General features: G+C 63.1%; 13 protein-coding genes and 1 pseudogene. 6 read left to right on the plus strand and 8 right to left on the minus strand.

Annotated features, from left to right (window positions below; all coding sequences use genetic code 11):
- Window positions 1-34 precede the first annotated feature (34 nt).
- Together EOC94_RS11230 and EOC94_RS11235 are read right to left on the minus strand one after the other, a co-directional pair.
- On the minus strand, window positions 35-1,183 hold the full coding sequence (locus tag EOC94_RS11230; RefSeq protein WP_127203591.1) for an alpha-hydroxy acid oxidase: 1,149 nt from the start codon (window positions 1,181-1,183) through the stop codon (window positions 35-37).
- 143 nt (window positions 1,184-1,326) lie between these two features.
- Window positions 1,327-2,622: a lipopolysaccharide biosynthesis protein gene (locus tag EOC94_RS11235; protein WP_127290405.1), complete on the minus strand. Its 1,296-nt coding sequence runs from the start codon at window positions 2,620-2,622 to the stop codon at window positions 1,327-1,329.
- Between the two features lie 197 nt (window positions 2,623-2,819).
- Between EOC94_RS11235 and EOC94_RS11240 the strand changes: the two genes are divergently transcribed.
- The 4 genes from EOC94_RS11240 (at window position 2,820) to EOC94_RS11255 (ending at window position 9,223) form a co-directional block, all read left to right on the plus strand.
- Window positions 2,820-5,411, plus strand: a complete 2,592-nt coding sequence (locus tag EOC94_RS11240; protein WP_127290457.1) for a GumC family protein — start codon at window positions 2,820-2,822, stop codon at window positions 5,409-5,411.
- A gap of 118 nt (window positions 5,412-5,529) precedes the next feature.
- Complete coding sequence (folD, locus tag EOC94_RS11245; RefSeq protein ID WP_127290407.1) at window positions 5,530-6,429, plus strand: bifunctional methylenetetrahydrofolate dehydrogenase/methenyltetrahydrofolate cyclohydrolase FolD; 900 nt, start codon at window positions 5,530-5,532, stop codon at window positions 6,427-6,429.
- Between the two features lie 17 nt (window positions 6,430-6,446).
- Window positions 6,447-7,445: a GlxA family transcriptional regulator gene (locus tag EOC94_RS11250; RefSeq protein ID WP_095483530.1), complete on the plus strand. Its 999-nt coding sequence runs from the start codon at window positions 6,447-6,449 to the stop codon at window positions 7,443-7,445.
- A 110-nt stretch (window positions 7,446-7,555) separates the two neighbouring features.
- Window positions 7,556-9,223: a VWA domain-containing protein gene (locus EOC94_RS11255; RefSeq protein ID WP_127290409.1), complete on the plus strand. Its 1,668-nt coding sequence runs from the start codon at window positions 7,556-7,558 to the stop codon at window positions 9,221-9,223.
- Between the two features lie 62 nt (window positions 9,224-9,285).
- On the opposite strand, the gene edd is transcribed toward EOC94_RS11255, so the two are convergent.
- The 3 genes from edd to zwf all read right to left on the minus strand — a co-directional run bounded on the left by edd (window position 9,286) and on the right by zwf (window position 13,370).
- Entirely contained in the window at window positions 9,286-11,130 is a 1,845-nt protein-coding gene (edd, locus tag EOC94_RS11260) for a phosphogluconate dehydratase (RefSeq protein ID WP_127290411.1), read from the minus strand.
- Between the two features lie 72 nt (window positions 11,131-11,202).
- The gene (pgl, locus tag EOC94_RS11265) at window positions 11,203-11,919 is read right to left on the minus strand and encodes a 6-phosphogluconolactonase (RefSeq protein ID WP_095483533.1); all 717 of its coding nucleotides are present in this window, start codon (window positions 11,917-11,919) and stop codon (window positions 11,203-11,205) included.
- Complete coding sequence (gene zwf, locus EOC94_RS11270; RefSeq protein ID WP_095483534.1) at window positions 11,901-13,370, minus strand: glucose-6-phosphate dehydrogenase; 1,470 nt, start codon at window positions 13,368-13,370, stop codon at window positions 11,901-11,903. The genes pgl and zwf overlap by 19 nt, the downstream gene beginning before the upstream one ends.
- A 306-nt stretch (window positions 13,371-13,676) precedes the next feature.
- On the opposite strand from zwf, the gene EOC94_RS11275 reads away from it, so the two are divergent.
- Window positions 13,677-14,423, plus strand: coding sequence for an SDR family oxidoreductase (locus EOC94_RS11275; RefSeq protein ID WP_126103654.1), 747 nt, complete (start codon window positions 13,677-13,679; stop codon window positions 14,421-14,423).
- Window positions 14,424-14,523: 100 nt separating this feature from the next.
- Complete coding sequence (locus tag EOC94_RS11280) at window positions 14,524-15,825, plus strand: Mur ligase family protein (protein WP_127290413.1); 1,302 nt, start codon at window positions 14,524-14,526, stop codon at window positions 15,823-15,825.
- A 129-nt stretch (window positions 15,826-15,954) separates the two neighbouring features.
- Here the strand turns inward: EOC94_RS11280 and EOC94_RS11285 are convergent, their stop codons facing one another.
- The 3 genes and pseudogenes from EOC94_RS11285 to EOC94_RS11295 all read right to left on the minus strand — a co-directional run bounded on the left by EOC94_RS11285 (window position 15,955) and on the right by EOC94_RS11295 (window position 18,712).
- Window positions 15,955-16,782: an SH3 domain-containing protein gene (locus EOC94_RS11285; RefSeq protein WP_164759002.1), complete on the minus strand. Its 828-nt coding sequence runs from the start codon at window positions 16,780-16,782 to the stop codon at window positions 15,955-15,957.
- A 216-nt stretch (window positions 16,783-16,998) separates the two neighbouring features.
- Entirely contained in the window at window positions 16,999-18,285 is a 1,287-nt protein-coding gene (locus EOC94_RS11290) for an FAD-binding oxidoreductase (protein WP_127290415.1), read from the minus strand.
- 58 nt (window positions 18,286-18,343) lie between these two features.
- Window positions 18,344-18,712: pseudogene (locus EOC94_RS11295) on the minus strand (four helix bundle protein).
- Between the last annotated feature and the right edge of the window lie 25 nt (window positions 18,713-18,737).

Raw genomic sequence — 18,737 nt, forward strand, 5'->3', positions numbered from 1 at the left:
CCGGTAGGGGTGATGAAAGGGTGGAAGTCACCTGTTACAGACGGAAGCGCAGGTTCCGTCGCGTGAGTTCGTTGACCGAGGTGCAGCCCATCAGCTTCATGCCACGCTCGATCTCGATGTGCATCAATTCCAGCGCGCGTTCGACGCCGGCCTGCCCGGCGGCCGCCAGTGGGAAGAGATAGTAGCGGCCCAATCCGACGGCTTTTGCGCCCAGCGAGAGCGCCTTGAGCACATGCGTGCCGCGCTGCACGCCGCCATCCATCATCACATCGATTCTGTCTCCCACCGCATCGACGATCTCCGCAAGCTGGTCGAACGCGGTACGCGAGCCGTCGAGTTGTCGACCGCCGTGATTGGAGAGGACAATTCCGGTGCAGCCAATCTCGACCGCACGCCTGGCGTCCTCGACCGACATGATGCCTTTCAGGCAGAACTGTCCGCCCCAGTGCTGCACCATCTCGGCAACGTCGTTCCACGACATTGCGGGGTCCAACATCTCCGTGAAGTAGCGGCTGATCGACATCGCGCCGCCGCCCATGTCGACATGACCGTCGAGCTGCGGCAGCTTGAACCGCTCATGCGTGTAGTAGTTGATCGCCCACGATGGTTTGACCGCGAACTGGGCGATACCAGCGAGGTTGAGCTTGAAGGGGATGGCGAACCCCGTTCGCTTGTCACGCTCGCGGTTGCCGCCGGTGATGCTGTCGACCGTCAGCATCATCACCTCTACGCCCGCCTGCTTGGCCCGGGCCATCATCTCGCGGTTCAATCCGCGGTCCTTGTGAAAGTAGAATTGGTAGACTTGCGGCCCATTGCTGATCTGGCGCGCCTCTTCGAGGCTGACGGTGCCGAGCGAGGAGACGCCGAACATCGTGCCATATTTCGCCGCCGCTGCCGCCACCGCACGTTCGCCCTGATGGTGGAACAGGCGCTGGAGCGCTGTTGGCGAGCAGTAGACCGGCATCGCCAGCTTCTGGCCCATGACGGTCACCGACATGTCCACATTGGTCACGCCGCGCAGGACATTCGGCACCAGGTCGCAGTCATCGAAGGCAGCCCTGTTGCGCCGATAGGTGACTTCGTCATCTGCCGCGCCGTCAATGTAGTTGAAGATCGGTCGGGGAAGGCGCTGTTTGGCCATGCTGCGGAAGTCATGGAAGTTGTGGCAGTTGCTCAGACGCATCTCATCACTCTGTTGGCCCGGGCCCAACCCTATTGGCCCGGGCTCACCTGCCCGATAGCACACTGCCGCGCAATGCCTAACTGAGGCGGGCTGAACGAGGGACGGCCGCAACGGGCCGGGCGTCGGCGGCCAGCTGATCGACCTTACACCGGCTTCGCCGGTTTGCGCATCGCCGAATAGGTGAGCAGCGTCGAGGCGAGGTAGAGCAGCAGGAAGACGACATTGAGCGACAACACCAGATCCGGCGTGTCCAGGATCGTGGTCAGCACATAGGTCAGCAGGACCGCCTTCAGCCCGGCAAGCAGCGCCAGATTGATCGCCCGCACCAGCGTCTGGCCGCGCGCGAACAGAAGCTCGGCCTGGTATTCGACCAGATTGCGCAGGCCAGGCACGCAGATCGCCAGCGCCACCAGAGGTGCGGCCTCGGCAACATTCTTGCCCAGCGCGTCGGGGAAGAAATGCAGCACGATGGCGAGCGCCGCCAGCGCCAGCGTCGAGACCAGGAACACGCCGCCTTCGATGCCGCTCTTGACCGAAAGGCGCGACAGCAGTTCCGGCGCGCGCATCATGCGCTGCACCAGCATCATCGAGAAGGTGCGGATCGGGATCGCGGTCAGGTCGACCAGCCGCATGATGATGGCATAGATGCCGGCGAGGTGCGGACCGCCGATCGCCAGCACCAGCAGCTTGTCGAATTCCATCTGCAGGTAGAACAGCACCTCCGCGCCGGCCACGTAGATGGAATCGGCGAGCCGCCGCAGATAGAGTTCCAGTCGCAGCCGCAGCCTCTGGCGCGGATAGAAAAATCCGAAGGCGATGAGCAGCGAGGCGGCGTTGGCGCCGATATAATACCAGGACCAGACCCCTATGGTCGGCTGCGCAGCGAACATGAACAGGACGGCGCCGAGCGCCCGCAAGGCCGTCGCCAGGATCGTCAGCAGGGCCGCGCGGCCGAACTTGCCGAGGCCGTTATTGACGATCAGCGCGACCTCGACCGGTCGCCACAACAGCGCCTCGGCAAAGACGATCGCCGCAAACACCGATAGCGGCACGGTGCTGGCAAAGAAGACCAGGTAGACGCCGTAGGAGGCGGCAGCCAGCAACGGCAGCGATATCACGCCGAGCAGAAGGAAGCCGGCCGTGAAGGTGCCGATCAGATTGGGGCGGATGGTGGCGGTTCGGTAAAGCGCCGAGATGAAGCCGAAGCCCAGGATGCGCGACAGCATCACGCCGGCCGCCGAGGCGGTCGCGAACATGCCGAACTCGGCGATGGACAGCGTGTTGGCCAGCGCGATGAAATAGGCGAGCGAAAACACCAGCCGCCCGCCTGCGCCGCTGATCGCCGAGAGATAGTCGCGAACCAGCCCCCTTCGCTCGGCCACGAAAGCGCCGATCCGGGCGAGGGGCCGCCTTTGCGGGATGTTGCCAGCCTGAGTCATGTGTCGGAGACAGCATAGGTTGGAAAGTTTAACGCGCCGTTCTGAACGCTTTTTGTTGCTTCAAGAAGGACACAACCGAAGAGGGAAACCTCATCTTCAAGGCAGAGAAATTAACCTTTTGTTTCCTATGCTTGTTTAGCGTGGCTTAACGAATGGCTGACCGCGCGTCCAAGCCGCCAGGGGCAAGCTCCACGACAATGGTCGACAGGCAAAACCGTGAAGATTGGAAGCGCGAGCGGTCCTTGCTGGCGCTCGGCCAGGCGATGCGCGGCGAAGACGACGCTGAACCATTGCTGGTTTCGATCGGGGATCGGGCGGACCCGTCATGGCGCGAGGATGCCGCCACGCGCCATCGTCTCGCGCGCTCACGCCGGGAGGCGCGAGCGCATCCGGAACTCTCGGCAGCCCCGGAGCCCTTGGCACCCCAGGAACGCCCGGTAATTTCGGAATTCTCGACAAACGATGAAACAAGCCAGCCTCGAGCCGACTATGCATCCGCTTCGGCCGTGCGGATGCCGCTTGAGGCGGACGAGGCCGTTGAAGCGGACTATGCGGAAGCCAGTCCGCGGGAGGAGCCGGTTGCTGCGGGTGTTTCCGGGGACCGCCGTTTCGATGCCGATCCCCGACATGCCGCGTTCGAGCCTCGATACACCGGTGATGATCCTCGATACGCCGCGTTCGATCCGCGATACGCAGGTGACGATCCTCGATATGCCGCATTCGAGTCCCGATATAATGCCGGTGCCGAGCAGCGGTCTTCCCGCGACGACGGACAAGAATGGAGGCCGTTGATCGATCCAATGCAGGTCGTCCGCGGCATTGCCCGGTCGAAGCTGCTGATCGTCGCCATGACCATACTGGGCGCCACGCTTGGCGTCGCGATCGCGCTGTCGACGCCGAAGAAATACGAAGCCACCGCAGAGCTGATCGTCGACCCGCGCGACCTGAAGCTCACCGACCGCGATCTTACCCAATCGGTGCTTGCATCCGACGCCACGCTGGCCATCGTCGAAAACCAGGTTCGCGTGCTCACCTCCGGTACTGTTCTCAACAAGGTCGTGGACAAGCTCAATCTCGTCAATGATCCGGAGTTCAACGGGCAAGATTCCGGCGGCCTGGGCGTGATGACGCTCATCCGGTCGATCCTGCCGCGCAATGACGAGCCGGGTGCCGATGCGGACCGCCGCCGTGCGCTGGCCGTCGGCAATCTGGCCGAAGGCCTTTCGGTCGAACGCGGCGGCAAGACCTTCGTCATCTCCGTCAGCGCCACCACGCAAAATGGCGAGAAGTCGGCCCTCATCGCCAACACGATGACGGACGTTTTCCTCCAGACCTTCGGACAGATCCAGTCCGACACCGCTGGCCGCGCGACCAACGAGCTGACCGGCAGGCTCGACGAGCTGCGCAAGGGCGTGGAAGTGGCCGAGCGCAAGGTCGAGGATTTCAGGGCCACGCATGACCTCGTCGACGCGCAAGGTCATCTGATCAGCGACGACGAGATGCTCAAGCTCAACCAGCAGCTTGCCATCGCCCGCGCGCGCACGCTGGAACTCAACGCCCGTGCGGCGTCGGCGCGCTCGATCGACGTGAATTCGGTTCTGAGCGGCACCTTGCCGGAGGAGATCAACTCCAACACCATGAGCGAATTGCGCTCGCAATATGCGACGCTCAAACAGGAGGCCGACCGCGCCGCGATCCGGTTCGGGCCGCGCCATCCCGAGCTCCAGGCGCTCAATGCCCAGCTTGCCGGCTCGCGCGAGCGTATCACCGGGGAGCTGCGCCGCATCGCCTCTTCGCTGCAGGTCGACCTGAAGCGCGCCGTGCAGCTCGAACAGGATCTGGCCTCCCGACTGGCGCAGTTGAAGGTCCGCAGCGGCGACGTCAACAGCGACCTGGTCACCCTGCGCGAACTGGAGCGCGAGGCCGCCGCCAAGCGCTCCGTCTATGAACAATATCTTCTGCGCGCCAAGGAAACCGGCGAGCAAAAGGACATCAACACCGCCAACATCAACGTGATCTCCAAGGCCTTCGCCCCGCTTGAGCCGAACGGACCTTCGCGCGCCGTGACGGTGCTTGCGGGCCTGCTGGCGGGCCTCGCCTCTGGTCTCGGTTTGGGCGCCATGCGCGGTGCCTATGCGAGCCTGCGCGAAACCGCCAATACGCGGCCGCGCCGAAGGACGGACGAGCGCCGGACACCCATTGAAAACAAGGCATACGAGGCGCCGCCGCCCGTTCCGCCAGTCGAGGCCACCAGGCGTTCAGGTCCGATCAGCGCGCTGCTGTCGGCGGTGAGCAACATCGTGCCGGGCAAGGCACGCAGGGAAGACTCCGCCAACACGCGTTTCGGCTCACCGGCCAGTGGCTCACCGACAGTCGCCGAAAACGCGAAGCGGAATCCCGTCTATTCCGCTCGCCCGGAACCGGTGTCTCCTTTCGCGCTGCGTCGGCCGGCGCCTGCCGGCTACGAGCAGCCGCAAGCCCAGCAGGGCGCCTATGCTTCGCACCCGCAACAGACCTATCCGGCGGCCCCGCCTATGCAGGCGTACCCCTATACGCAGCCGCCGCCGGCCGGCTATCCCTATCCGCCGGCCATGACGCCCCATGCTGGACAAGTGCTTTATCCGCAACAGCAGTCGGCCTATCCCCGAGCCTCATGGGACAAGGCAAATCAGGCTTCGGAAGCGGCTGAACCGCAAGCCTCTATCGATGAAATCCGAGCCAGCCTGCGCGAATTCCGCGAAGCCGTTCGCGAACTCACCGAAAGCCGATCACACCGCCGCTATTTCTGAGCGCCGAATAAAAGCCATCGGTTTCGAGTTAACGGCATAAGACGGCGCTTTGACGGGATTGCCCGGCCGGATTTTCGTGAAAATGCCGCCCGAAGAAGAATGATGTTGAAGGTGCCTCATGGCCGAGTTGATTGACGGAAAACGCCTCGCCGGAGACGTGGTGCAGCGTGTCAAGGCCTTGACTGTCGAGCTGATGGAAAAGGGCGCGCAGAAGCCCGGTCTCGCCGTGGTCATCGTCGGCGAGGATCCGGCGAGCCAGGTTTACGTCGCCTCCAAATCCCGCACCGCCAAGGAATGCGGCTTTCATTCGGTCCAGCACACGCTGCCGGCCGAGATCTCCGAACAGGAGCTGCTGAAGATCATCGGCGAACTCAACGCCGATCCGGCCATCAACGGCATCCTGGTGCAGCTGCCGCTGCCTGGCCATATCGATGCCGGCAAGGTTATCCAGACCATCGCGCCGCAAAAGGATGTCGACGGCTTCCACTTCATCAATGTCGGCAAGCTCGGCACCGGCGAACTGGAGACGGCGTTCGTGCCTTGCACACCGGCCGGCTCGATGCTGCTGATCGAGCGCGTGCGCGGCAAGGATCTTTCCGGACTCAATGCGGTGGTCGTCGGCCGTTCCAACATCGTCGGCAAACCGATGGCCAATCTTCTGCTTGCCGCCAACTGCACCGTCACCATCGCGCATAGCCGCACCAAGGACCTGGCTGCACTGGCGCGCACCGCCGACATTCTCGTTGCCGCTGTCGGAAGACCTGAAATGGTCAGGGGTGATTGGGTCAAATCCGGAGCTACCGTCATCGACGTCGGCATCAACCGCATCGCGGCGCCCGAAAAGGGCGAGGGCAAGACCCGCCTGGTCGGTGACGTCGCCTATGCGGAAGCGGCGGAGACGGCCGGCGCCATCACGCCGGTGCCTGGCGGCGTCGGACCGATGACCATTGCCATGCTGATGGCCAACACGCTAGCTTCTGCCTATCTCGCGGCCGGGTTGAAACGGCCCTCCTTCTGATCCTGGAAAGCGCAGCTTTGCCGAACCTCACTGTTCCCTCAGAGCGGCCGGTCACGAACGATCCCGTTCAAGGCGGCCGGCAGTTCGGGTTCCTGCTGGTCGACAAGTTTTCCATGTTCTCGCTGGCTGCGGCAATCGACACGTTCCGGTCGGCGAACCGGCTGCTCGGCCGCGACTTCTATGGCTGGACGACGGTGTCGGCCGATGGCGATGCCGTCATGGCCTCCAACGGCCTGCCGCTCAAGATCGACTACGCTGTCGCCGATCTGCCGCCGGTCGATATCCTTTTCGTCTCGGTCGGGCTGACGACGGAGTTTCCCGGCAAGAGCAAGGTGCTGGCAGCGCTGCGCAGCTGGGGCCGGCGCGGCAACGCGCTCGGCGCACTCTCGGTCGGCTCCTATCTGCTCGCCGAGGCAGGCCAGCTCGAAGGCTATCGCTGCACCATCCACTGGGAAAACCGCGCCGGCTTCGTCGAGCGGTTTCCCGACATCAACTGCACCGGCAATGTCTTCGAGATCGACCGCAAGCGCTACACCTGCGCCGGTGGCACCACTTCCATCGACCTGATGCTGGAGATCGTGCGCGGCGATTTCGGCTCCAGCCTCGCCAACGGCGTCGCCAACCAATTCCAGCACGAGCGCATCCGCTCCGCCGGAGACCGCCAGCGCGTCGGCCCTGAGCGCGACCTGACCGGCAAATCGGAAAAGCTGCGGCGCATCGTCGAGCTGATGGCCGATCATCTCGACGAGCCGTTGTCGGCGGTGCAACTCGCCAAGTCGGCGGGCCTGTCGGTGCGCCAGGTCGAGCGCCTGTTCCTGCGTCACCTCACAGTGACGCCCGGTCGCTATTATATGCGGCTCAGGCTTGAGCGCGCGCGCGAATTGCTGCGCCAGACCAACATGCCGATCCTCGACGTGGCGATCGCCACCGGCTTCACCTCACACTCATATTTTGCCCAGAGCTATCGGCTGCAGTTCGGCCGGCCGCCTTCCGAAGAGCGGCGCACGACGTATTGAGGGGTTTGGCTCAATGGCCGACCCTCCCACACCCTGCGTCCGGGCTTGTGTCCTAGTGCCGCGTCAAATAGCTTCCCGGAACTGACGGTGACTGACTGGGGGAGATTTTCATGGCGGGACTTGCACGGAGCCTCGCCGCGGCGATCCTCCTGTTGTGGATGACGACGCCCGGCCTTGCCGCCGACCGTGTCGTCATCGTTCTCGACGCTTCCGGCTCCATGTGGGCGCAGATCGACGGCAAGCCCAAGCTCGAAATTGCCCGCGAATCGCTCCGAACCGTGCTGCAGTCGGTCCCCGCCGACAAGGAAATCGGCTTCATGGCCTATGGTCATCGCGAGAAGGGCAGTTGCGAGGACATCGAGCTCATCGTGCCGCCGCAAGCCGGCTCGGCAGGTGCTGTTTCCGCTGCCGCCGACAGTCTGAAATTCATCGGCAAGACGCCGCTGACCGCGGCCGTCAAGCAGGCGGCCGAGGCGCTGAAATACACCGAGGACAAGGCCACCGTCATCCTGATCACCGACGGGCTTGAGACCTGCAATGGCGACCCGTGCGCGCTCGGCAAGGAGCTGAAGGCTGCCGGTGTCGACTTCACCGTCGACGTCGTCGGCTTCGGCCTGACCGCGGACGAGGGCAGGCAGGTCGCTTGCCTCGCCGACAACACCGGCGGCAAATACATCCAGGCGTCCGACGAACAAGCGCTACAGAACGCATTGGTCGAAACTATCGCCGCCGCGCCTGCACCGGCGCCCGAACCAGCGCCTGCGCCGCAACCGGCGCCGGCTCTCGAGCCGGAAAAGCCAGAGTTCAACTTCGTGCCGACCGTGGTGCTAGCCGAGGGTGGCGATCCCGTCACCGACGGCAATTCCTGGGAGATCTACAAGGCGAGCTCCGACGGCACGCGCGGCGATTACGTCACCACCGAATACGGCGCCTACAAGGGCAATCTGGAACCCGACGACTACATAATTGTCGCACGCGATGGCGAGGCCAGGACCGAACAGAAGCTCAAGGTCGAGGCGGGGCAGGTCTATAAGCCTCTCTTCGCGCTGAATGCCGGCACGCTCATCATTCACCCGCGGCCAAGTGAGGGAGCGGATGTGGCCGATGGCGCAGCTGTCGTGATCGCCTATCCGGGCGTCGATACGCCCCCGACTTATTATGGCGACACGAAAGTCGTGTTGCCGGCCGGCGACCAGAAAGTGACGGTCACGATTGGGCAGGGCGAGGTTACCGAAACCATCTCGCTCACGGCCGGCAGGGTCATCGACAAGGATATCATCGTCGGCGTCGGCCACGTCGTCGCCAACGCCTACTATGTCGCCGGCGGCGACAAGGCCGACGGTTCGGGCATCGGCTTCAAGGTGTTCAAGGCAAAAAAGAAGATCGACGGAACGAGGGAAGAGGTGACTTATGCCTATGGTCCCGACAGCAAGTTCGATCTGCCGCCCGATGACTATGTGTTGATGGCGACGGTCGACCTCGCCGTCGCCGAGCAGCAGTTCAGCGTCAAGGCCGGTGAGAATCAGGATCTGAAGATCGCCATCAATGCCGGCGTGCTGGCGATCACCGCGCCAGGGGCCTCGAAGATCGAGATTTTCGATCCGAAGAAGGACGTCAACGGCAACCGCAAATCGCTCGGTTACGCCTATGACGAGAAGTATCAGGCGGCGCTGCCGGCCGGCGACTACGCTGTCGTCTCGGAGAAGTTGGACAACAGCTCAAGGGAAAGCACAGTGACGATCAAGGCCGGCGAGCGAGCCGAGCTGACGGTGCAGTAGGGACGTAATTCGACGCCGGCAAAAGGGCGGCCCGCCAGCCACGGCATTGCGCCGCCCTTTTTTCACTGCAGTGCGAGTTCCGCCACGTTGTTTCCGAAGGCGCTGGCGCCGTGATCGGCACGGCCGACCATTTGCCGGAACCCAGCGAAAAGCTCGCGGCCGAAGCCGAATTCATTGGCGATAAGATCGCTGTCCGCCGCCCGTCGCAGTGCGAAATCGCCGGCCGGCACCAGCACTTCCAGCGTTCCGGCCTCGGCGTCGAGCCTGATGATATCGCCCTCATGGATCCTGGCGATCGGCCCGTCCTCGACCGCTTCCGGCGTCACGTGGATGGCCGCCGGCACCTTGCCGCTCGCGCCCGACATGCGCCCGTCGGTGACCAGCGCCACATGCTGGCCGCGATCCTGCAGGACGCCGAGCACGGTGGTCAGCCTGTGCAGCTCCGGCATGCCATTGGCTTTCGGCCCCTGGAAGCGGATGACGGCGATGAAATCGCCGGTCAATGTGCCTGCCTTGAACGCCTCGTTGAGCCCTTGCTGGCTGTCGAAAACCTTTGCCGGCGCCTCGATGATGCGCCGCTCCGGTTTCACGGCGGAAGTCTTGATGACGGCGTGGCCGAGATTGCCCGAGAGCATTTTCAGTCCGCCCGTCGGCTGGAACGCCTTCTTGAACGGCGCCAGCACCTTCTCGTCGCCGCTTTCGCGGGGTGAGGCCTCGCGCACCACGCCGCCATCGGCGCCGAGCTTTGCTTCGACCGCATAAGGACGCAGCCCTTCGCCCCAGACCGTCTGGACGTCCTCATGCAGGATGCCTTCGTCGAGCAGTTCGCGGATCAGGAAGCCGAGCCCGCCGGCCGCATGGAAATGGTTCACGTCGGCAAGGCCGTTCGGATAGACCCGCGCCAGCAGCGGCACGGCTTCCGAAAGGTCCGAAATATCCTGCCAGGTGATGGCGATGCCGGCCGCGGCCGCCATGGCGATCAGATGGATGGTGTGATTGGTCGATCCGCCGGTGGCGTGCAGGCCGACGATGCCGTTGACGATCGAGCGCTCGTCGATCATCCGGCCGACCGGCGTGTAGGCGTTGCCGAGCGCGGTGATCGCCAGCGCCCGCTTCGTCGCCTCTCGGGTCAGCGCGTCGCGCAACGGCGTGCCGGGGTTGACGAAGGAGGCGCCCGGCGTGTGCAGGCCCATGATCTCCATCAGCATCTGGTTGGAGTTCGCCGTGCCGTAGAAGGTGCAGGTTCCTGGTCCGTGATAGGATTTGGACTCGGCCTCGAGCAGTTCTTCCCTTCCTGCCTTGCCTTCGGCATAGAGCTGGCGCACTTTGGCCTTCTCGTCATTGGGCAGGCCCGTCGTCATCGGCCCGGCTGGGATGAACACCGCCGGCAGATGGCCGAAAGTCAGGGCTGCGATTACCAGCCCCGGCACGATCTTGTCGCAGACGCCGAGATAGACGGCCGCGTCGAACATGTTGTGCGACAGGCCGATCGCCGCGGCCATGGCGATCACGTCGCGCGAGAACAGCGACAGCTCCATGCCGGGCTGGCCCTGCGTGACGCCGTCGCACATCGCCGGCACGCCGCCGGCGACTTGGGCAATGCCGCCGGCCTCGCGCGCCGCGTCCTTGATCAGCGCCGGAAAGGTCTCGAAAGGCTGATGCGCCGACAGCATGTCGTTATAGGAGGTGATGATGCCGAGGTTCGGCACTCGGTCGCCGCCAAGTGCCACCTTCTCCGAAGGGCTGCAGACGGCAAAGCCATGGGCGAGGTTGCCGCAGGAAAGCACGGCCCGGTTGGCAGTGCGGTTCGAGGCCTCGGCGATGCGGCCGAGATAGGCCTCGCGACCAGGTCTGGAGCGTTGGCGGATGCGCTCGGTGATGGCTTCGATGTCGCGTCTCGCGGTCATGACGTCGGTCCTTTCAGGCGAGGTCCCGCAAACACCTTCCGGCTATCTGCCGGGACCCTCGGCAAGTTGAAATCAGGGTGCCCAGAAAACCTCTACGGGCCTCTCGGCTGCGTCGAGCACGGCGCGAATGGGCTTTTGTGTTGCCGATGCCATCGCGCTCTCGAATGTCTTGCGCTTGTCCTCGCCCTCGATATGCAGTGCGATGAAGCCGGCTTCGACGATCCGCGCCAGCGACAGCGTCAGGCGCGGCTCGTCGGCGCTTGCCGCGTGAACCGGGAGCACGACCCTTTCCGAGGACGGATCGAGCAGTTTTTCCAGATTGTCGGCGTCAGGAAAGAACGATGCGGTATGGCCATCGGTTCCCATGCCAAGCACGACTACATCGAGCGGCCAGGGCAGCGACCGCAACATCCTGCTATCGGACTCCGACGTATCGCCAACGCTTGCTACCTCTTCGTAGAGCGGCACGAAACGTGCGGCTGCAGCCGCGTTTTGCAAGAGATTAGCGGCGACCAGCCCGGCGTTGGAGCGCGGAGAGGAGGCCGGCACGCAACGCTCGTCGACCAGCGTCACCGTCACCTTGTTCCAGGCGATCGGGATATTCGAAAGCGATGCGAAAAATCTCGCCGGCGTCGTGCCGCCGGAAACAGCGAGCAGCCCTGTGCCGCGCTCAGCGATTGCATTGGTCAGGCGGCCTGCGACGTGGCCGGCAAGTGCTGCCGCCAGGTCCTGGCGTCCGGCAAACGCGTGCCAGTTGTAGGCGGCGCTGTTCAATTGCTCTCGTGCCATGTCCGCCCGTCGCGTTCGATCAGCGCAATCGAGGCCGAGGGGCCCCATGTGCCGGCCGTGTAGCCCTGTGCCTCTTGCCTTCCGCTTTCCCAGGCATCCTGGATCGGGTCGATCCATTTCCACGCCGCCTCGACCTCGTCGCGGCGCATGAACAGCGTCTGGTTGCCGCGGATCACATCCATGATCAGGCGCTCATAGGCATCGGGCGCGCGGCCGTCGAAGGATTGCGCGAAGCTCATGTCGAGCGGGATCTGGCGCAGCCGCATGCCGCCCGGCCCCGGATCCTTGATCATGATGAACTGCTTGACACCTTCGTCGGGCTGCAGCCTGATGACCAGCTGGTTGGCGGAGATCGGTCCGGCGCTGTCGCCGAAGATCGAGTGCGGGATCGGCTTGAATTCGATGACGATCTCCGAGACGCGGGTCGCCAGCCGCTTGCCCGTCCTGAGGTAGAACGGCACGCCAGCCCAGCGCCAGTTGCCGATTTCGGCCTTGAGCGCAACGAAGGTCTCGGTGTTGCTGTTCTTGCCGAGCTCCTCGACATAGCCTTTCACCGGCCCGCCGGCCGAGGCCCCGGCACGGTACTGCCCGCGCACCGTGTGCTTGGGCGCTTCGTTGCCGTTGATGCGTTTCAGCGCGCGCAACACTTTCAGCTTTTCGTCGCGCACGGCATCGGCATCCATCGACGACGGTGCTTCCATGGCGACGAGACAGAGAAGCTGCAGCATGTGGTTCTGCACCATGTCGCGCAACGCGCCGGCCTTGTCGTAATAGGTGACGCGATCCTCGAGGCCGACCGTCTCGGCGACGGTGATCTGGACATGGTCGACATTGGCGGAATTCCACAGCGGCTCGTAGAGCGCGTTCGCAAAGCGCAGCGCCATCAGATTCTGCACCGTCTCCTTGCCGAGATAGTGGTCGATGCGGAAGATCTGGCTTTCATGGAAATCATCGCCGACCAGATCGTTGAGCGCGCGCGCCGAGGCGAGATCGCGCCCGATTGGTTTCTCCAGCACGATGCGCGAGTTCGGCGTGATCAGCCCGTTCTCTTTCAGCTTGTGCGAGATGTCGCCGAACAGCGCCGGCGCGACTGCCAGGTAGAAGGCGCGGATGCATTCGCTTTCGCCGATCGCCTTCTTCAATTTGTCGAAGCCCGCGCCTGTAGTCGCATCGGCCGAGACGTAGGAAAGCCGGGCAAGGAATGTCTTCAGCTCCGCGGCGTCGATATCGGCCGGTCTCACATGGTCGGAAATCGCCTGCCTGGCGAAATCCCGAAATTCCTCGTCGGTCATTTTCGAGCGCGACGTACCGATGATGCGCGTCGGTTCGGAAAACTGATGGTCGCGCTGGCGATGGTAGAGCGACGGCAAAAGCTTGCGTTCCGACAGATCGCCGGTGCCGCCGAAAATGATGAAGTCGAAAGGGTCGACGGGAATGATCTGGCTGGTCATGGTCTGTCCGCTTTGACGCCGGTCGCTGTGACGCGGCTGATATAATCTAATCGATTTAGATTTTCCAGTGCCACGGCGTCACACCCCAGGACCAATCGGCCTTTGCCGAGTGGTCATGATGTGTGCCCTTGACACTGGCGCAACCCGGACGCTTGTCGGCGAGGTGGTTCCGGGAGGCCTTCGCATATGCAGCATAGAGTGGGATCGAGGCGAAAGCCAAAGGAGAAATCGAGCGTATATTGATCTTTCGGCGGCCATCGCCGGCGGCCGGCCGAGCGACCGTCTTCAATTATGAGTGAGAAAGCCATGCGCCTGGAAAACAAAGTTGCCATCATCACCGGTGCCGCGTCAGGTTTCGGCGAAGGCATGGCCAAGCGTTTTGCCGAAGAGGGCGCGAGCGTCGTTGTCGCCGACCTCAACGCCAAGGGCGCCGAACGCGTCGCCAACGAGATCGGCCGCGCGGCGATCTGGACCCAGACCGACGTCTCGTTGCGTTCCGAGTTCGACGAGATGGTCCATGCGGCAAAGAGTGCCTTCGGCCGCATCGACATCATGGTCAACAATGCCGGCTACACCCATCGCAACGGCGACATGCTGGATGTCGACGAGACGACCTTCGACCTGATCACGGCTGTCAACATGAAGGCGATCTACCACGCCGCTCTGGCGGTCGTGCCGATCATGGATCGGCAGGGCGGCGGCGTCATCCTGACCACGGCCTCGACGGCCGGCATCAGGCCGCGGCCCGGCCTTACCTGGTACAACGCGTCGAAGGGCTGGGCGATCACCGCGACCAAGTCGATGGCGGTGGAGCTCGCGCCCAAGAACATCCGCGTCAACTGCCTGTGTCCGGTCGCCGGCGAGACCGGCATGCTGGGAAAATTCATGGGCGCCGACACGCCGGAAATCCGCGAGAAATTTCGCGCGTCGATCCCGCTTGGCCGGCTTTCGACGCCGCTCGACATAGCCAACGCGGCGCTCTGGCTGGCGTCGGACGAGGCGGCTTTCATCACCGGCGTGGCGTTGGAGGTCGATGGTGGACGTTGCATCTGAGCCGTCCGGCCATATCGGGCTTCAACATGCCTGGCTTCAATTGACTTGACCATCCAGCGAAAGGCATAAGACGGCAATAGGGTGGGGGTTTGGTGGCGCGATGAACGCTAGATTGCGGAAAGTTCGCGAAGACCTGGGGCAACGTCTCAGAGTCTATAAAGCAAGACGCGCTCGGGCAAAAAGCAGCGCGACTTTCATCGGCATTACTGGCAGTTCGGGTAAGTCGACGGCAGCGAGTTTGCTCGGACACATACTGGCCAGCCATGGCTCAGTCTATGCACAGGTTCTCGCCAACACGATCAAGTCGCTGGTAAGCACACTTTACAAGCGCATGAAGACTGATGGTGAGGTCGACTACGTCGTTTTCGAAGCCGGAGCCCATGGGCCCGATACGCTCAAGCCGATGGCGGATATGTTGCAGCCGCATGTGGCTGTGGTCACCATGGTGCGCCTCGAACATTTTACAGCTTTCAGGACCCTGGAGAACGTCGCCGGGGAAAAGCGCGCATTGGTCGATGCGCTGCAGCCGGGCGGCTTCGCTCTGCTCAATGCGGATGATCCCCATGTGATCGGCATGGCTTCCGCCACTCCGCATCGCGTCGTCACTTTCGGCCTGTCGGAACAGGCCGACTACCGCGTGACTAATGTCCATGCCGCCTATCCGGATAGGCTGGAGCTGGCCGTCCATTGGCGTGGCGGCGTGCTAGAGCTGAAGACGCCGTTCCCAGCCGAACATTTTTGGCTGCCGACCGCCGCAGCAGTCAGCGTAGCGCTGGAGCTTGGCGTTCCTCCCGAAAAAGTGGCGGCAAGGGTGGCGACATTTCAGCCGCTGCCAAATCGATGCCAGGTGCTCGTCACCAATGGCGGTCCGCAATTCATCGTCGACGCCGCCAAGTCGCCCTGGCATTCGATCAATCTTGCGTTCGACATGATGGCCAAGGCCACTGTCGAGCGGAAGCGCATCGTTCTGGGGCAGATTTCAGACTATGCAGGCTCGACCAGAAAGTACCATTACGCCTACAAGACCGCGCGGGAAATCGCAGACCAGGTCATCTATGTCGGCGACAATGCGCATCGCTCGGGAGCCGGGCAAGACGATCGTGACGCCGGCCGCTTTCACGAATTGCGTATGCCCAAGGAGGTCTCGGACCACATCAAGCGGACGGCCGTCGCCGGTGAGCTCATTTTACTCAAGAGCTCGTCCCGTCTTCACCTAGAGAGGATCGCGCTGGCCTGGAAGCACGACGTCAAATGCTGGGTTCCCGTCTGCGGCAAGCGGGAAGGCTGCGATACGTGCGGTCTGTTCGAAGTGCCGTTCGAAGAGCATCGCAGCCATGTCAGGGAACGCAGGCATGCCAGACGATGGCAACGCTTTCGGCGTCTGCTCGGCCGCCAACCATAGTACGGAAGCCATCTGAACCCGACCAGCCCTAGAGCAATTCCAGGAAAAGTGTGAAACGGTTTTCCGTCCGGAATTGCGCAAAAACAAAGAGATAGAGCGGTTCGGCGTTTCGTAAAACGATGAACCGCTCTAAGCGCCAGTCTTGATAAAGCTCTTGTAGATCCAGCCGCGTTTGCCGTTGTAGACGATCTGGCACCATTTCTTGCAGCCCATCACCTGAACCGAGGTCTTGGCGGGAACGGTGACTATGGGGGCCGCATTCTTCTTCGGTCCGGTGCGCATGGTGACGGCCCTTAGTATGCGTCCGGTGTCTGCCGCGCTCACTTTCTTGGCCTCGACCTTGGCTTGGGTGCCATCGTTCTGCGTCGCCGCCGGCAATTGCGGCTTAGCAGTGGGAATGGCGGCGGTTTGCGCACCGTCCGGCGCCGTCTTGTTGGGAGCCGCGACTTTGGCAAGCAATGCTGCGGCTTTGTTTTTCGCTGCCGGATCGGCGAATGCCGCCGCAGTGGACGGCTTGTCTGCCGTTGGTTCGACTTGGCCCGCCATCTGGCCGGATGCGGTCTTCTGCCTCGATCCTGTCCAGCGAGGATCATTGGGCGCCAGCGCCGGTATCTCGGCCTCAGCCGCAACTACCGCCGGCGAAACCGCATCGGCCTTGCCCGTGGCCGGCTGCACCGCGGCGACCGTCGAGGCAGCAGCCGGCACGATCTTCGTCGTTTTTACCGGAACGCTTGGAACGATCTGCTCGGGGCTCGCGACAGCTTGTCTCTCATTGGCCGGCAATGCCAGCCATAGCGCCACCGCGGCCACGCCAAGCAGCGCTGCTGTGCCAAGCGCGGCGATTACCAGATGCAAGTTCGACCGGACTTTCTGCCAAAACCTGGGCCTCATGTCGTAGCCAAACTGCATCGCAAAGCGCCGTCGTTCCGGCGCGCCGAAACTGAAGGGCTCTCTCACTCTTGCAACCTCCATTTGCGGGCCGACGTTCAATCGGAAAACCGGCGTTAGATCGGTCCCAAAACCAAAAGCGGGCAGCCCCGCAAATTCCCCCGTTTAACTGCCCACGGCCCTCATCTTTTGCCTGCGATTGTGGCATCACTGCGCCCTTGCACGGGATTCTGCATGTTCGCGAGGGATTCTGCAACCTGTGGTTAGATCCGGTGTAACCTGTGGTTAGATCCGGTCCCTCAAGGCATACCAATTGAGCGCAAGAAAGAGCAGGGGTGCGCGGAAGCGACGGCCACCGGGAAAGGCCGGGATTTTTAGATCCTCTATCAGCCTCAGCCGGTCCCGGTTGCCGGCAACGGTTTCGGCATAGAGCTTGCCGAAAAAGTTCGACAGCATGACGCCGTGGCCGGAATAGCCGCCCACCGAGATCACATTGGGCATCAGCTCGCGCACAAAGGGTTTTCTCGGCATCGTGATGCCGACATAGCCGCCCCAGCCATGGGAGATCTCGACATCCCTGAGGTCAGGGTAAAGCTCGGCGATCTGCCGGCGGATGTGGACATGGATGTCTTTCGGATCGTTGACGGCGTAGATCTCGCGCCCGCCGAACAGCAGCCGCCCATCCGTCGATTTGCGGAAGTAGCGCACGACGAAGCGGGAATCATCGACCGCCTCACCGCCCGGCAGCACTTTTGTGTCGGCCCCGAGCGGCACCGTCGCGCCGATGAAGGAGCCGATCGGCATGATGTGCGCGGCACTGATCGGCTCGAGCGTGCCGCCATGGGCGTTGACGCCGATCAGACATTTCTCGGCCGATATCGTGCCTTTCGGCGTCGTCACTTTCACCTTGCCGCCAAGGGACGCGATGCCGGTCGCCGGCGTCTGCTCGAACAGCTGCGCGCCCGCCTGCGCCGCCACCTTTGCCGTGCCGATCGCCAGCTTCAGCGGATGGATGTGCCCTGTGCCGGTGTCACGGGTGCCGCCGAAGTAGCGCGTCGAGCCCAACCGCTCCGCCGTCTCCCTCGCGTCCATGAAGGTGATGTGCGGATAGCCGAAGCGGTTCGCCATGATCTTGGCATGCGCCTTATAGTCGTCGACATAGCGCTGCTTGTGCGCCACCGACATCTGGCCGGGCATGTAGTCGATCTCGATCTTGTTGACGGCGGCGAATTCGAGGAGATGCGCCTTGGCCTCTTCGGCCAGGTCGAACAGCGCCTTGGCACGGGAAAAGCCGTATTCCGCTTCCAGTTCCTCGGCCCAGGCGCGCTGGCCGGTGCCGAGCTGGCCGCCATTGCGGCCCGATGCGCCGTCGCCGAAACGATGCGCTTCGATCAGCATGACATTGCTGCCGGCCTTGGCGAGGTGCGCCGCCGCCGACAGGCCGGTGAAGCCGCCGCCGACGATGACGACATCGCATGTCCGATCGCCGTCGAGCGCCGGATATTCGGGCCGTGGGCCGGCCGTGTCCTCGTACCAGGAGCGGCCGGGGGAGATTGGGGATTGGTAGGGCATGATGACCGAGTAGGGGAGTAGGGGAGTAGGGCAGTAGGGCAGTAGGGCAGTAGGGAAGCTATTCGGCTGACAGTTTGCGGATTAGAAGTCGAAGAAGCTTTCCCACACTTTCGGTGCTCGCCAACAATGAAGCCGCCGTCGCATTCGGTGCGATACCGATACGCTCAGCGATCATAAGCTGAGTTTCTAGTTCTTTCAGTGATCCTTGAGCAATACGGAGAAATTGTTGATAGGAGCCTCGGACCTCTCTGCCATAGCCTTCCGCTATGTTCGCCGGCACCGAGCTTGCGGCGCGCCGCACTTGGCTGGTCAGTCCATAAAGTTACTCTTTCGGCCAGGATTTCGTCGCGCCGTAAACCGCCACCGCAAGGTCCATTGCCTGCTGCCAAACAATTAGATCCTTGTAGGAACCCGTTTTCTCAGCCATTTCCCCTACTCCCCTACTCCCCTAC

It is taken from the genome of Mesorhizobium sp. M6A.T.Ce.TU.016.01.1.1, from assembly GCF_003997065.1.
GTDB lineage: Bacteria > Pseudomonadota > Alphaproteobacteria > Rhizobiales > Rhizobiaceae > Mesorhizobium > Mesorhizobium mediterraneum.

Coding starts and splice junctions, on each gene's coding strand:
- EOC94_RS11230 (WP_127203591.1), bottom strand. CDS start 1,183: ATGCGTCTGAGCAACTGCCACAACTTCCATGACTTCCGCAGCATGGCC.
- EOC94_RS11235 (WP_127290405.1), bottom strand. CDS start 2,622: ATGACTCAGGCTGGCAACATCCCGCAAAGGCGGCCCCTCGCCCGGATC.
- EOC94_RS11240 (WP_127290457.1), top strand. CDS start 2,820: ATGGTCGACAGGCAAAACCGTGAAGATTGGAAGCGCGAGCGGTCCTTG.
- folD (WP_127290407.1), top strand. CDS start 5,530: ATGGCCGAGTTGATTGACGGAAAACGCCTCGCCGGAGACGTGGTGCAG.
- EOC94_RS11255 (WP_127290409.1), top strand. CDS start 7,556: ATGGCGGGACTTGCACGGAGCCTCGCCGCGGCGATCCTCCTGTTGTGG.
- edd (WP_127290411.1), bottom strand. CDS start 11,130: ATGACCGCGAGACGCGACATCGAAGCCATCACCGAGCGCATCCGCCAA.
- pgl (WP_095483533.1), bottom strand. CDS start 11,919: ATGGCACGAGAGCAATTGAACAGCGCCGCCTACAACTGGCACGCGTTT.
- zwf (WP_095483534.1), bottom strand. CDS start 13,370: ATGACCAGCCAGATCATTCCCGTCGACCCTTTCGACTTCATCATTTTC.
- EOC94_RS11275 (WP_126103654.1), top strand. CDS start 13,677: ATGCGCCTGGAAAACAAAGTTGCCATCATCACCGGTGCCGCGTCAGGT.
- EOC94_RS11280 (WP_127290413.1), top strand. CDS start 14,524: ATGAACGCTAGATTGCGGAAAGTTCGCGAAGACCTGGGGCAACGTCTC.
- EOC94_RS11290 (WP_127290415.1), bottom strand. CDS start 18,285: ATGCCCTACCAATCCCCAATCTCCCCCGGCCGCTCCTGGTACGAGGAC.